Below are 12607 nucleotides of genomic sequence, written 5' to 3' on the forward strand. Positions count from 1 at the left end.
CGTGTCACCTCGATCAGATTCCGATGAGGTGGTGCTGCCAGCGAAGTGCGGGGTGGCCGTCGACCCAGTAGGTGTGGGCCTCCCGCGTGATGTGGAGCCGCACCGCGGTGATGTCGGGGCTGTCCGCGTCCTGCCAGGCCGTGATGGTCTGCTCGATTGCGTCCCACAGGGCCACGGGGCCGCCCTGGCAGACCGTCCACGTGCCGTCGTTCTCCCTGAACGAGGCGAAGGACTCGCGGTCCGGGTCGAAGATGTACAGCAACCGGTCGCCCCCCGGCGATGTGGCACGGGTGAAGCGCGCCCCCGGGGCGGCGAGCTGGGCGAGGAACGCCGGCATCCACTCTTCCAGCCGAAGTGGGGACACCTTGGACTCGCGCTCGCTGTCGGCGTAGGCGGTGCGGGCGGACAGGTCACCGGCGATCGGTACCTCCGCCTGGGACCGGGCCTGCATGAACGAGCTGCGGCCGATGATCCTGCCCGTGGCGGTGCCGTCCTCGGCGACCGTGACCTTCGCCAGTCCGGTGCCGTAGTGCCAGGAGCCGCCGACCGTGGTGAGGACGATGCCGCCAGGCTTGGTCTGCCTGATCCATGCATAGGGGATGCGGCGCACCGCGCAGGTGGCGACGATTCGGTCGTACGGTGCACGGCGGGGGTGGCCGAGGAGCCCATCGCCGGTGACGGTCCACGTCGAGTACCCGGCTGCCTCCAGAGCGGCGTCCGCGCGGGCCGCGACGTCCGGGTCCACCTCGACCGTGGTGACGTTGTCCTCCCCGAGGCGGAAGCACATCAGGGCAGAGGAGTAGCCGGTCCCCGTACCGATCTCCAGCACCTCGTGCCCGTCCTCCACGTCCAGCTTCTCCAACATGTCCACGACCGTGAACGGGTTGGTGGACGAGGAGGTCGGAGAACCGGCCACGAGGTCGCCGGCCTGGTCGGCGGTGAGGTGTCCGTCGAGCTGGGTGGTCAGGGACTCGTCGCGGTAGGCGATCCGCACCCACTCGGCCGGGTCGGTCCCGGCCGCGGTGACCGGGCGCCACCGGCCGCCCTCGGCGGGCAGGAACACTCCAGGGTTCAGGAACAGCTCGCGTGGTACGGCCTCCACCGCCGCCCGCCAGCGAGGGCTGGAGAGAATGCCCGCCCGCGTCAGTCGGTCCGCGAGGGCGCGCCGTTGAGGGGCGGTGTCTGTCATGGGGCAACTCCTTGCGTCAGCAGTTCCGCGAATGCCGCAGCCATCGCGAGGCCGGTGGATTCCTCCAGCCACCCCCACTGTCCGTTCGGGTTCAGCTCCAGCCACCAGAGATCGTCGGCCTTGTCCACGGCGAAGTCGAAGCTCCCCGAGACCAGCCCGAAGTGATCGAGGTACGTGAGGAGCGCCCTCTCCACGCGATCGGGCAGGTTCGCCACACGGTAGGACAGGGCGGAGTAGTCCTTGCGCCAGTCGAGTGTCCCGGACTCGATCCGTACGGCGAACATCTCTCGGCCGACCACCAGGACGCGGAGGTCTGCCACCTTGTCCACGACGGCCTGGAACAGGTGCGGCACCAGGGACACGCTCTCATCGATCTCAGCCACGGTGACCGGGTCGGCCCAACCGGTGACGGGAACGCCGTCGCGCTGGTAGGGCGTCCACCGGAGCGTCTTGAAAATCACCTGGTCATGGCTCGCGACGAAAGCTCGCGCCTCGTTCGGGTCATTCGTGACCAGGGTCGGCGGCACGGTCAGCCCGAGGCGCTGAGCCACGGCGAGTTGGTTGGGCTTGTAGTCCGCAGCGGCGTTGCGCAGCGGGTGGTTGACCCAGAGGGGCTCGTCGAGGGCGTACAGGATTCCGCCGAGTCCGTAGCGGACCTGGGCTGCCGCGAACCGGGCATCGTCAGTGCCGAGGTGGCCGAAGGCGGGCCACACCGGGCGGCGCCAGTACACCGACCGGACCTGGGCCAGGTCCACGGTTCGCGAGGAGGTACGGAGTTGCCCGGCCACGGGGGCCGGGCCGCGTCCGAACCGAGCGCAGACCGTCAGGGCCGCCCCGATGTCGGCGGGGTTGAACCTGGCCACCGGCGCGTTTCGCCGGTTCAGCTCGCCGATCACCATGTCGGCGGTCAGGTCGTCCGTCTCCGTGGCCACGAGCACCGGCCTCTCGTCGGTCACCTGTCAGTCCTGCTCGGAGTCCTGGTCGTGACCCTGGTCGGGCGCGGAGTCCGAGTTCGTGTTCGTGCTCGTCTCGGTGCCCTTGCTGGTGCCGTGCTTACCCATCTCGATCACCGTGCCGGACCGGTCGGTGTAGACGCCGAGCTGGGTGTCGGGATCGAGCGTGACCGACGTGTAAGGGCGGTGGGTGACGGTCGGGTATGGGGTGAGCCGACCGGCCCCCCAGGGACGCACGCCAGTCTCGACTGCGGTGGACATTCTGGCCTCCTTGATGACGGTGTCTCTCGCCGAACCAGAAGCTACGGTCACCGTGGATGCAGTAGGACTGACTGTGGGTACGGGTTCGACCACCGAGGGCACAGGGGGCAACATGGTCGCGAAGGGAACTGCACGCGGGCGTGCGGCCACGGGCACGATCGCCGGGTTCGTCCTCCGCCTCGCTCGGGAGAGCGCAAACCGCACACAGGCCGGCATGGCCGAAGCGATGGGGGTCGATCTCGCCACCTGGCAGGGCTGGGAGACCGGACGACGGCCACTCGCCCATGTGAAGGCCGGCGCTCTCCTCAACCTGCGGCGCCGATTACTCGCGTTGGGGGCCGCTCCTCCTGTCCTCCACCTTCTCGACCCGGCGATGGACGCGGACCGTGTACTCGCTGCGACGATCCGCCCGGAGCCCCATGCCCGCCACCCGCTCGCGGACTGGGTGCACACCCGCGACACGGCCCACATGATCGCCTGGGCGCTGGACGGCACCATCCCCCCGCCCCTCACCCGCAGAGAGGTACCGGGACGCCGTGGCCCGGTCGCAAAGGCCCCGCTCCTGCCCGCCCCCGACCGCGGCATGTTCTTCTCCCGCCTCCGGGACACCGCCGAATCCGCCCTGCGCGCCGGAGACGACGGACTGCTGCTTCACCGCCAGGCGCTCTACCTGTGCTCCTACGACCAGGCCCCCGAGGCCACATCGTGGATGAGCCACGCCCTCCGCACCCGCCGCGACCTGATCGCCGCGCATGGATGGACACCCCACTGGGCTGCCGCACGGTCAACGGCCGTCGCAATAGCACGGCTTGGGGACCGTCGGCCGCTGCTGGACTTCATCGACCGGAGCCTGGCGGGCGACGACGTCGCCGAAACCGCGAACCTCAACTACTGGGCCTACTGGCTGGGTTCGATCCGGGAACCACAGGCGGACGACGGCTTCATGCTGCACGGGCCGACCAACTGGGAGCCCGTGCGGCTCCTGCGCGGACTCACCGCAGGTCTCCATCAGGCTCCGGCGTACATGGACCTGTACATCCACTCGCTCTGGGCATTGCTCACCGTCAACCGATGGCTTCCCCTGGCAGACCCTGCCCTGGCGGACGGGCTGGGCGCACACACCGCCCGCCTCCTTGATCTCGATCACGACCGGATCTCTCCACGAGCACGGCGGGAACTCAGCTCAGTGCATTACGTTCTACGCGGGACCCGCACATGACACATCGGAGGACGCACTTCATGGCGGACACGGAGCAGGAGCAGACGAAGGGCACCACCGGCTTCCTGCTGGAGATGGGGATGCTCAAGCGCGCCAAGCGGACAGGATGGTGGATCGCCGGGGTGAAAGACCCCGAGACGATCGCCGAGCACTCGTTCCGCGTGGCGCTCATCGGCTCCGTGCTCGCCATGATGGAAGGTGCCGACCCTGCGAGGACGGCCCTCCTCGGGCTCTGGCACGACACCCAGGAGACCCGTGTCAGCGACATCCCGCACATCGGTCGCCGCTACCTCGAAGCCGCCGGCAACGAGAAGGTCACCGCGGACCAGGTGTCCGCCGCGCACCCCGCCGTGAGGGCCGGGGCTCAGCAGATCGTCGAGGAATACGAGAACGGCGACTCCCCCGAAGTGATCTGCGCACACGACGCGGACAAACTCGAATGCCTCCTCCAAGCAGTCGAATACCGCGAACAGGGCTGTTCGAACGTCCAGCCCTGGATCGACAGCAGCCTCGCCAAGCTCAAGACCGCCTCCGCCCAGTCCCTCGCCGACGCCGCCCTCAGCATGACCTCGATCGAGTGGCAGCAGACGTACCTCCCCCGCTGAGTTCGACCGCCGATGACGGACAGACGGTCCAGCCGGAGCCGGGCGGTGCCCGCGTCCCTGCCGGGGACTGGTGTGGGAGACCCGGTCGACGGGCGGTCCCGGCAGGGCTTGGAGTCCTCAGTGGCGGGGCGGTCGGTGACGGCCCCCCTGACCCCGCCTGCGGGCAGGGCGCGCGGCAAGGGTGCCTGCGCACGAACCGACGCAGGGTGGCGGGCATCGGTCTTCAGCACATCACGAACTCTGTTGGTTCACGTGTACGTCGATTCCAGATGCTTCGTGAGGTCGGTGAGGCTGCTGAAGATCGGAGTGTTGAACTCCTTGTCGAGGTGGGCGCGGTTGACCGCGGTGTCCCGGGCCTTCTTGTCCGTAACGACCGCGTCGCAGTACGGAATCGCGATCGACAGCGCGGCTATGTCACGCAGATCGTTGATCGTCCAGTTCCGGTGCACGTCCTTGAGGTAGTGGAAGTGCATCATCGTGACGACCTTGCGGGACGGGAGCGCCGTCAGGAAGTCGGTGAGTTCGGTCGGACCGTGAAACGGCGTCCGCATCATGAAACCGGCGCTCATGAGTGCACGGGTGTAGTTGTCGATGATGTCGAAGCTGAGCTGGCGGGCGCAGATGGCGTCCATCGGCCGCTTTGCGATGTCGGGGACGGTGCGCAGTGTGTTGATCATGACGCTGAAGTCGGCGAGCTGGGCGTCCGCGATTCGCCGGGCGACATAGGGGTCGTAGTTCGGGATTGCGGACCTGAGCGTGGCTGTCGGCCCCCTCAGGACCCAGTACTCGGCAGTCGCGTTCGCCGAGGCCTCGAACTGTGACACGGACATCCCCAAGCGGGTCTCCAGTTCCTGGCGGTTCTCCTCGGTGATTCCCTTCAGCACCATCCGCTTGGCCTCGCCGAACGCGAACCCCACACCGATACCGAACTTCGCCACCTTCTTAGGGAAGGCGGGGCGGCCGAGCCGGCGGTTGAGCTCCAGTGCCAGTTCCTCGTCGAGGATCTTGGACTCGGGTGCCATGGTCACGAACCTGGACAGCAAGGCCATCGCGTCCGCTGCCCGCTCTCGGTGAGCGTCGCGGGGATTCTCGGTCAGCTCCATGTAGTGCACGGCCGAGAGCGGGAACATGACCTCTCCCCGTTCGACGTGGCCCTGGAACTGCTTCAGGGCCGTGACGTGATCGGGGTTCTGGGGGGCGCCCGCGAGTGCGTCTCCGAGGGCGTACCAGTGGTTCAGGTCGAGGTAGACCATCAGCGGAAGGGGTGTTGCCATGCCCGCGATGCTAGGTCGCCCGGTCACCGGATGCATCGCACTTTTCCCGTTGCGCGAAGCCTGTCCGGCAATCGGTTGATCAGCTACCCGCTGGCCTCTGCACCCCGAAGGCCACCGACGCCTCCCGGTTCGACGCGACAAGGCCTCCAAAATCCGCGAACCCTCTGGTTTCCTTCAGCTCCTGGCGGGACGTCCCGACCGGGACCTACGCGGCCGCCATGCAGCTCAAAACCATTAACCTTCCCCGTCAGCCGGGCCCGCCCGCGGCCACCGTCGACGGCCAGGACGGCATCGGCCGGAAGACTACGATCACCCTCTACCGGATCGACCAGTCGGCGCCGATCGCGTCCACGGCCGCCCAGCTCGAGGCCGCCCGGGCCCGGTCGGAGAACTCGGTACGGGCCCAGGTGTGCGCGAACCGCAGCGCCCGCCCCGACCGCGCCTCCATCGCGACGGAGTCGTACGGCGCGCTGTGCCCGGCCTGCTGGCACATCCGCGGCCTGCGCCAACGCTAGGAGGAAGCCGCCCGCGAACGCGCGGCCGCCTTCCACACGGCCCGCGGCCTGCTCCACAACAGCTGGCCGCTGGGCATACTGCACGTCGACTACACCGAGCGCGGCCACACCCCCTCTGGTACCCGGCGCAGCCCGTCGGCGGCCAAGGTCACCGTCATCGGCGCGAACGGCTGGTCCTCGCCGAACCGCTGCTGCGCCGGGTCTCCCCGCGCGCCAAGGGCATCCCGCCGGGCGCCAGTGACCCGGTCTCGGGCTCGGAGGTCCTGGCCGCGATCCTGTCCCAGCTCACCGTGCTGATCTGGCGCTACCGCGACCGACATCGTGGAGACATCCCGTAAGTCCCCGATCGCCAGAGCCGACGGTCGCGGGCAGCCATGGAAAATGCCCGACGTGTCGACGGCCCGAACAGCGAAGATGCTCAACATGAGCGACACCGTGGTCGATGACTGGTCCCCAGCGGATCACCCGTACTCGATTGCCGTATCGGAGGCGCAGTGGTGGCGGCGCACCGCCGCACTGGCGGTCCGCCGCATTCACGCCGGTGACGAAGGCGGCGGATTCGACTCCCGACAGATCGACGCGCGACAGCTGTGCGTCGCTCTGTGCCAGCTGCTGACGGCGGAGAAGCTGCAGCAGATCGCCCTGGACGAACTCGGCATCGCCCCGGCGGCCGTGCGGGCCCTGGAGCAGGCGCGGGAGCGGTTCGAGGCCGCGCTGCCCGACATCAAGCACATGCGCGACGGTCTGACCCACTTCGAGGATTGGTCCCGCGGGAAGGGCCGCGGCCCGCAGAAGGAGCGGATCAAGGCCGGTGAGACGCCGCGTGACGTTGCGCGCGCCTTCTGGGGCTTCGGCTACGACCCGACCACCGACACCATTTCCCTGGGGCCCTTCCATATCGACGTCGGCGCAGTAGACCAGGCCGCCGGTGAACTGGCCCACGCGATCTATGTGGCCGCGCATGAAGTCGACAAGAAGAACACCGCTAAACTGCACGCCACGGTCGTCCAGGCACTCGCCAGCGGCGGCATCCTCTGCGTCCCGAATGGTCCGGTGCAGGTCGTGGCAGGCGACGACTGCCGGGTGTGGCTGTCCATCCCCCACGGAACGGACAACGAACTTGAACGCCAGGAGTTGGCCACCCGGGTCGTCACGGTCCTCGCCGACACTGTTCTCCGCCTATCCGCGTCGACGTCGCTCCAGCCTGCAGATATGGAAATGCGCCTGACCGGTGGGGAATCTCTCCGCATCGAGCCAGGCACTGCGGCGTAAGACCTCATCTCGGTCTCCAGCCCGGCACAGCAGCATCGGGACGGCGGGATCAGTGGGCCCGGCTGACCGTCCGGCTCGGTCGAAGACACCGTCCCGGTGGTGCGACTGGACGCGCACCATGTGGTCGAGTTCCGCGATGCACGGGCCGCACGCGTACACGTCCCCCGTCCCGCCGGGCGTGGCCACCGAACCGACCCACAGCACGGCCACGCCCTCACGGCGGCAGTACAGCCAACACGCGCCCGTCACCCACGCGCTACGGTCGCCGACCTATGCGGTCACCGGCCACACGTCACGCCACGGGCGTTCGGCGGACGGGGCGAACATCACGCAGTACCCCCGTACGCGTCCGGCCGGCGCCGCCGGCGGTTCCATGACCACGGGGTCGCCGAGGTCCCCGCGGTGGCACCGGTGCCTCACCGTGCCGCCCCCTGATCGGGCCGGAGTGCGGCGGCGAGCGCACGGGCCGTGGCCGCGTTGCAGCGCCCCAGCTCGATCAACGCGAGCGGAACGGACCCTGCGCACGAAGCGGCGTCGAGCCCGAGGGACGGCAACGTCACCCCCGCCGCCCTGAGCGCGTCGCGCAGGTCCTCACACGCCTGCTCGGCGTCCTTCACCTTGTCCGTGGCCATCCGCTTCCTGCCTGTCGTCGCCATGCCTGACACTCCGTACGCCGTTGTCGTGTGACGGGTCGAAACCCTCGCGGCCCCCGGCCGGTCCGCGTGTTCCCGTCCGCTTGCACCGGGGGCTGCGCACGAGGGTTCGGGGCGTCAGAGCACCTCTCCTCTGCTGCGGGCGTTGGCCCTCGCGACCCGGGCCCGCAGCAGTGGCTCCGCCCGTTCACCGACGTGCAGCGGCCGCACGTGGGCGGGCAGCGCCGTCCACTCGGTGCCGCCGCCCTCCGGGCGCAGCCACACGAACCCGTCCTGGTGGTCCATGACGATCCCGCGTTTCTCCCGCCGTACGTCGAGGGCGAGCTCACCGACCGGGAGCCGGGGCGCCTCCGGCTCGGGGCGAGTAAGGCGGGGCGTGGTGCCGGTCGTCTCACGTTCACGGGAGGGCAAGGGCGCAGCCTGCTGCCGCTTCTCACTGTTCACACCCTCAGCGTCGCGGCGGGCGACGGCGGTCGGCCAGGGGGACGGTGTTCCGAACCGCGTTCCGGAACAGCCGCCACCTGCGTCTTCTCACTTTTCGCACATACTCTGTCACTTTAAGCGACTATCGTTTGTGGGTGCCCCGTCCCCTCGCAGACGCGGAACGGCACGCCGACACGGCCCACGGCAAGGGAGCACTGATCACCATGACCCAGCCCGCCCGCGACCTCGAACCCTCCCGCTCCGCCCGCGACCTGTACGGCGTCGAACTGCGCCGCCAACGCCAGCTCACCGACCTGTCGCTGGACCGGCTGTCGGACATCGTCAACTACAGCAAGACGCATCTGCATGGAGTCGAGACGGGGGAACGGCTTCCACTGCCGCCGATCTCGGAGAAGCTGGACGTGGCTTTCGGGACGGGGGAGTTGTTCCAGGGGTTGTGGGGGGCGGTGAAGCGGGAGTACACGCCTCGGCGGTTTGATCACTGTCTGGAGTTGGAGGCGAGGGCGGCTCGAATTCAGGAGTTCGGTGCGAGTCTCATTCCTGGCCTGCTCCAGACAGAGGCGTACATGCGCGCGCTGTTCACCGCTGGGGAACCAGGGATGAAGCCCCGGGAGATCGACGGCCTGGTAGCGGACCGCCTGGGCCGCCAGGAGATCCTGCGACGGGACTGCCCGCCGGATTTTTGGTGGATCATCGGGGAAGCGGCACTACGACAGGTCGTAGGCGGACCAGCGTTGATGCGCGAGCAACTGGCGGCGCTGCTGCCACTGGTCAACACGCGTCATACCACCATCCAGGTCAGCCCGTTCGAAGCGGACGCGTGCGCCCTGATGAGCGGCACCCTCATCCTGCTGACCCTTCCAGACAACTCGATCACCATGTACCAGGAGGGTGCCGGGTACGGGGAAAGCATCGACGACCGGGAGGCCGTCACACGGCATGTGCGAGAGTACGATCTGAAGAAAGCCTGCGCCCTCTCACCGCTGAAGTCCGCAGCGCTGATCGAGTCGATGTTGGAGACATACGAGCCATGCGAGTCACCCGGGACCTGAGCACCGCCCGCTGGCGCAAGTCCTCGTACAGTGACGGCCAGCAAGGCGGCGCTTGCGTCGAAGTCTCCGACGACTTCCCCTGCACCGTCCCCGTCCGTGACAGCAAGGACACGACCGGTCCCGTCCTGTTGCTGGCCGATGTGGCCTGGCAACCATTCATCAACGGCATCAAGGGCGCCTCGCTGCAGGAGAGTTGCGCAGAACGGGCTCTGGCGACCTTCCAAGGCCCGTTCTGACACAGGTAACACGGCGGGCGAATCAGCCCGTCACGGCCTCTTCCAGCTTCGCGAGCCCCAGGTCCTCCTTGCGGTCGGCCTCGTCGCGCTTCTTGTAAGCGGCACGGACGGTGTCGGCGATGCGGTCGCGGTCGAGCTGGGTGAGGACGGGGACGGGGAGTTCGCGGAGCAGCTTGGTGTGGTACTCCTGCTGCTTCCCGCCGACGCTCATGGACCTGGGAACCGCGCGCAACCAGCGCGGCGGCGAGGCTCCTCAAGGACGACCCCACCGGATTGTCCGCGGTCTACGAAGCCGTGGACGCCCTCGCCGACCAGCCGCGAGCCGGGCTCCATCCCGTACGGATCCCCCGTCCTGCGCCGCCTGCACATCGGTGATCACCGGGCGCTGTACGTCATCGACGAGGACATGATCCATATCCCCGTCACCCACCTCCGCCGATCCGCCTGAGGTTCTCCGGAACAGGGGGGCGGGGAACTGCACGACCGGCCGTGACGGACCCGCGGTTCCCCACCGCGCTCAGCCCTTCAGGACCGGTCCCACCACCGGGATCGCCCCGATCGACGGCGCCTCGGCCACCGGCCCCGTCAGCGTCTTCGACGTCAGCGGCTTGAAGCCGGCCAGTTGCGTGCCCACCCCGTTGTCCAGCGGGTCGACACCCGTGCCCGCGAGCGGATTGGACTTCAGGCCCGTCACCGCTCACGTCACGTACGGCAGCACGTAGCCCGGCGCCTGTACGCCCGTCTGCGGGTCGAGGTGGCCGAGGGGAGCGGTGCCGGTCCGGGCCGCGTCCGCCGTGGGCGGGGTGTCCGCGGCGGCCGTCGCGGCGCCCGCGCCGAGCGCCACACCTGCCGTGGCGAGGACGGCCAGGGCGCGCCGGGCGGTCGCGGTCAGGGAGGACGCGTGCCGGGACATGACTGGGGCCACCTTCTGGTACTCACGGTGATTCTATCGACACACAGGGTGGTTGAGGTGTGACTCACGCTCCAAAGCCGGCCTGCGGGGTCGGCAGGAGGCTCCCCATACGTCAAACTGGTGTTCCGTGAGCATTCATCCCCCGTCCCCCGCCCGCGTCGTGCTGCTGTGCGGCCCCTCGGGCTCGGGCAAGTCACTGGTCGCCGCCCGTTCCGGGCTCCCCGTCCTGCGCCTCGACGACTTCTACAAGGAGGGCGACGACCCGACTCTGCCGCTGGTGACGGGGAGTGCGGACATCGACTGGGACCACCCGGAGTCCTGGGACGCGGAGGTCGCGGTCGAGGCGATCAGCCGGCTGTGCGCCACGGGATCGGCGCCCGTACCGGTGTACGACATAGCGCTGAGCGCCCGCACCGGCGCCGAGACGCTCGACATCGGCCGCACCCCGCTCTTCATCGCCGAGGGCATCTTCGCCGCCGAGATCGTGGAGCGGTGCCGTGAACTCGGGCTGCTGGCCGACGCGCTGTGCCTGAGCCGGGGCCCGGTGAAGACGTTCCGGCGCCGGTTCCTGCGCGATTTCAAGGAGGGCCGCAAGTCGGTGCCGTTCCTGCTGCGGCGCGGCTGGCGGCTGATGCGGGCGGAGCGCACGATCGTGGCCCGCCAGGTGTCGCTGGGCGCCCACCCGTGCGACCGGGACGAGGCACTGAGCCGGATGGCGGCGGTCGCGGTGGGCCGGCAGGGCCGGGACCGGACACCGGCCGCCTGACCGCCTGACCGCCTGACCGCCTGACCGCCTGACCGCCTGACCGCCTGAGCGAACGGAAAAAGCGGGACTGGACGGACCCCCCGGCCCTCCAGCCCCGCTTCCCCCGTCGCTCCGCCGAACACCCCCGTGTCCCCTGTGGCGGAGCTCCCCCGTGCTTCCCCCGGGTCCCCCCGGACCCGTTTTCCCCCGTGTTCCCCGTGGGTCCCCGGGACCTTCCCTCAGGCCCCCGTTTCCCCCGGTTCCCCCGGTTTCCCCGTCAGGATCCCCCCGGATCCCCTCACCTTCAGGCGACAAGCTCCCCGAAGGCGCTCTCCTCGTCACGGCCGAAGCTGAGGACCTCGTCCTCGCGCAGCCGGCGGAGCGACCGCCAGATGCTGGACTTCACCGTGCCGACACTGATGTCGAGGATCTCCGCGATCTCCGGGTCCGTGCGGCCCTCGTAGTAGCGCAGGACCAGCATGGTGCGCTGGAGTTCGGGGAGCCGGGACAGCGCCTGCCACAGGACCGCGCGCAGCTCGGTGCCGCTCATCGCGTCCGTGTCGCCGGGCGTCTCCGGCAGTTCCTCGGTCGGGTACTCGTTGAGCTTGCGGCGCCGCCAGGCGCTGATGTGCAGGTTGGTCATGGTGCGGCGGAGGTAACCGCCGACCGCCGCCTTGTCGCTGATCCGGTCCCACGCCCGGTACGTCGAGAACAGCGCGCTCTGTAGCAGGTCCTCGGCCTCGTAGCGGTCACCGGTCAGGTGGTAGGCGGTCGCGTACAGGGAGGCGCGGCGCTCCTGGACGTAGGCGGTGAACTCCGCCTCGGTCAGCGAGCGACGCTCCCCCGTGTCCTCCCTGTAGGCGGATCCCCCGTGCGTTTCCCCCGTGAAACCGTCAACCACCGTCATGTAGGCGGTGTGCTGACGTCCGGTGCCGCGAGCGCACCCCCGCCCGCTCACGGCACCGGACTTCTCGGAACCCCGGTTCACGTCGTGCAGACGCGTGATCACTGCGCTGGTGCTGTGGCTGATCAGCGTGTTCATCTCGCGCCCCCCGTCGTGGACTTCCGGTAGTTCGGCTTGCTCGGGCCGCTCGCCGCGTTCCGCTCGCTTGCCCGTGCCGAAAAGACTGCCGGGCCACCTTCACGGCCGTATCCGCCGACTGTCACAGACCTGTCACAGGGGCCTGGCACAGAGCGTCCACAGAGCATGCACAGGTAGTGGCGCTACCGAGGTTTACTGGGGGCTGCGCGCCGCACAGGTCGTACGACAGGGCCC

Annotated in this window: 15 protein-coding genes and 1 pseudogene; 7 read left to right on the top strand and 9 right to left on the bottom strand. The window is 69.1% G+C overall.

What is annotated here, in order from left to right; genetic code table 11:
* Positions 1-13: 13 nt before the first annotated feature.
* From tgmC to tgmA, 3 genes are read right to left on the bottom strand one after another with little or no spacing between them, the layout of a single operon-like run.
* Positions 14-1189, bottom strand: a complete 1176-nt coding sequence (gene tgmC / locus AB0P24_RS14850) for an ATP-grasp peptide maturase system methyltransferase (protein ID WP_365793860.1) — start codon at positions 1187-1189, stop codon at positions 14-16.
* Positions 1186-2145: an ATP-grasp ribosomal peptide maturase gene (gene tgmB / locus AB0P24_RS14855; protein ID WP_365793862.1), complete on the bottom strand. Its 960-nt coding sequence runs from the start codon at positions 2143-2145 to the stop codon at positions 1186-1188. Before tgmB ends, tgmC begins: the two co-directional genes overlap by 4 nt.
* A gap of 3 nt (positions 2146-2148) precedes the next feature.
* Entirely contained in the window at positions 2149-2403 is a 255-nt protein-coding gene (tgmA, locus tag AB0P24_RS14860; protein ID WP_365793864.1) for a putative ATP-grasp-modified RiPP, read from the bottom strand.
* Positions 2404-2515: 112 nt separating this feature from the next.
* Here tgmA and AB0P24_RS14865 point away from each other — a divergent pair, with 112 nt between their 5' ends.
* A complete protein-coding gene (locus AB0P24_RS14865; protein WP_365793865.1) occupies positions 2516-3622 on the top strand; it encodes a helix-turn-helix transcriptional regulator in 1107 nt (368 codons plus the stop codon).
* A 20-nt stretch (positions 3623-3642) separates the two neighbouring features.
* Positions 3643-4227 (top strand): HD domain-containing protein, encoded by a 585-nt coding sequence (locus AB0P24_RS14870; RefSeq protein ID WP_181804961.1) that lies wholly within the window; start codon positions 3643-3645, stop codon positions 4225-4227.
* A 248-nt stretch (positions 4228-4475) separates the two neighbouring features.
* Here AB0P24_RS14870 and AB0P24_RS14875 read toward each other — a convergent pair whose 3' ends face one another.
* Positions 4476-5501, bottom strand: a complete 1026-nt coding sequence (locus AB0P24_RS14875) for a hypothetical protein (RefSeq protein WP_365793867.1) — start codon at positions 5499-5501, stop codon at positions 4476-4478.
* 218 nt (positions 5502-5719) lie between these two features.
* On the opposite strand from AB0P24_RS14875, the gene AB0P24_RS14880 reads away from it, so the two are divergent.
* Both AB0P24_RS14880 and AB0P24_RS14885 read left to right on the top strand, forming a co-directional pair.
* Positions 5720-6016: a hypothetical protein gene (locus tag AB0P24_RS14880; protein WP_365793869.1), complete on the top strand. Its 297-nt coding sequence runs from the start codon at positions 5720-5722 to the stop codon at positions 6014-6016.
* Between the two features lie 423 nt (positions 6017-6439).
* On the top strand, positions 6440-7288 hold the full coding sequence (locus tag AB0P24_RS14885) for a hypothetical protein (RefSeq protein ID WP_365793871.1): 849 nt from the start codon (positions 6440-6442) through the stop codon (positions 7286-7288).
* Positions 7289-7704: 416 nt separating this feature from the next.
* Here AB0P24_RS14885 and AB0P24_RS14890 read toward each other — a convergent pair whose 3' ends face one another.
* Together AB0P24_RS14890 and AB0P24_RS14895 are read right to left on the bottom strand one after the other, a co-directional pair.
* The gene (locus tag AB0P24_RS14890) at positions 7705-7944 is read right to left on the bottom strand and encodes a hypothetical protein (RefSeq protein ID WP_365793873.1); all 240 of its coding nucleotides are present in this window, start codon (positions 7942-7944) and stop codon (positions 7705-7707) included.
* Between the two features lie 114 nt (positions 7945-8058).
* Positions 8059-8385: a hypothetical protein gene (locus AB0P24_RS14895; protein WP_365793875.1), complete on the bottom strand. Its 327-nt coding sequence runs from the start codon at positions 8383-8385 to the stop codon at positions 8059-8061.
* Between the two features lie 203 nt (positions 8386-8588).
* Here AB0P24_RS14895 and AB0P24_RS14900 point away from each other — a divergent pair, with 203 nt between their 5' ends.
* Positions 8589-9437 (top strand): DUF5753 domain-containing protein, encoded by an 849-nt coding sequence (locus AB0P24_RS14900; protein ID WP_365793877.1) that lies wholly within the window; start codon positions 8589-8591, stop codon positions 9435-9437.
* Positions 9416-9673 carry a DUF397 domain-containing protein gene (locus AB0P24_RS14905; protein WP_365793879.1) on the top strand — a complete coding sequence of 86 codons (258 nt, stop codon included), beginning with the start codon at positions 9416-9418 and terminating at the stop codon, positions 9671-9673. Before AB0P24_RS14900 ends, AB0P24_RS14905 begins: the two co-directional genes overlap by 22 nt.
* Before the next feature lie 22 nt (positions 9674-9695).
* On the opposite strand, the gene AB0P24_RS14910 is transcribed toward AB0P24_RS14905, so the two are convergent.
* Together AB0P24_RS14910 and AB0P24_RS14915 are read right to left on the bottom strand one after the other, a co-directional pair.
* Positions 9696-9884: a hypothetical protein gene (locus AB0P24_RS14910; RefSeq protein WP_365793881.1), complete on the bottom strand. Its 189-nt coding sequence runs from the start codon at positions 9882-9884 to the stop codon at positions 9696-9698.
* A 306-nt stretch (positions 9885-10190) separates the two neighbouring features.
* Positions 10191-10586, bottom strand: a pseudogene (locus tag AB0P24_RS14915) (hypothetical protein).
* A 127-nt stretch (positions 10587-10713) separates the two neighbouring features.
* On the opposite strand from AB0P24_RS14915, the gene AB0P24_RS14920 reads away from it, so the two are divergent.
* Entirely contained in the window at positions 10714-11352 is a 639-nt protein-coding gene (locus AB0P24_RS14920; protein ID WP_365793883.1) for a uridine kinase, read from the top strand.
* Between the two features lie 283 nt (positions 11353-11635).
* On the opposite strand, the gene AB0P24_RS14925 is transcribed toward AB0P24_RS14920, so the two are convergent.
* The gene (locus AB0P24_RS14925; RefSeq protein ID WP_365793885.1) at positions 11636-12373 is read right to left on the bottom strand and encodes a SigE family RNA polymerase sigma factor; all 738 of its coding nucleotides are present in this window, start codon (positions 12371-12373) and stop codon (positions 11636-11638) included.
* Between the last annotated feature and the right edge of the window lie 234 nt (positions 12374-12607).

It is taken from the genome of Streptomyces sp. NPDC086519, assembly GCF_040686075.1.
GTDB lineage: Bacteria > Actinomycetota > Actinomycetes > Streptomycetales > Streptomycetaceae > Streptomyces > Streptomyces shenzhenensis.

Bases quoted from the DNA above. Each gene is read 5' to 3' on its own strand.
- AB0P24_RS14875 (WP_365793867.1), bottom strand. From the start codon at position 5,501: ATGGCAACACCCCTTCCGCTGATGGTCTACCTCGACCTGAACCACTGG.
- AB0P24_RS14870 (WP_181804961.1), top strand. From the start codon at position 3,643: ATGGCGGACACGGAGCAGGAGCAGACGAAGGGCACCACCGGCTTCCTG.
- AB0P24_RS14865 (WP_365793865.1), top strand. From the start codon at position 2,516: ATGGTCGCGAAGGGAACTGCACGCGGGCGTGCGGCCACGGGCACGATC.
- AB0P24_RS14910 (WP_365793881.1), bottom strand. From the start codon at position 9,884: ATGAGCGTCGGCGGGAAGCAGCAGGAGTACCACACCAAGCTGCTCCGC.
- AB0P24_RS14890 (WP_365793873.1), bottom strand. From the start codon at position 7,944: ATGGCGACGACAGGCAGGAAGCGGATGGCCACGGACAAGGTGAAGGAC.
- tgmA (WP_365793864.1), bottom strand. From the start codon at position 2,403: ATGTCCACCGCAGTCGAGACTGGCGTGCGTCCCTGGGGGGCCGGTCGG.
- AB0P24_RS14905 (WP_365793879.1), top strand. From the start codon at position 9,416: ATGCGAGTCACCCGGGACCTGAGCACCGCCCGCTGGCGCAAGTCCTCG.
- AB0P24_RS14925 (WP_365793885.1), bottom strand. From the start codon at position 12,373: ATGAACACGCTGATCAGCCACAGCACCAGCGCAGTGATCACGCGTCTG.
- AB0P24_RS14880 (WP_365793869.1), top strand. From the start codon at position 5,720: ATGCAGCTCAAAACCATTAACCTTCCCCGTCAGCCGGGCCCGCCCGCG.
- AB0P24_RS14885 (WP_365793871.1), top strand. From the start codon at position 6,440: ATGAGCGACACCGTGGTCGATGACTGGTCCCCAGCGGATCACCCGTAC.
- AB0P24_RS14900 (WP_365793877.1), top strand. From the start codon at position 8,589: ATGACCCAGCCCGCCCGCGACCTCGAACCCTCCCGCTCCGCCCGCGAC.
- tgmC (WP_365793860.1), bottom strand. From the start codon at position 1,189: ATGACAGACACCGCCCCTCAACGGCGCGCCCTCGCGGACCGACTGACG.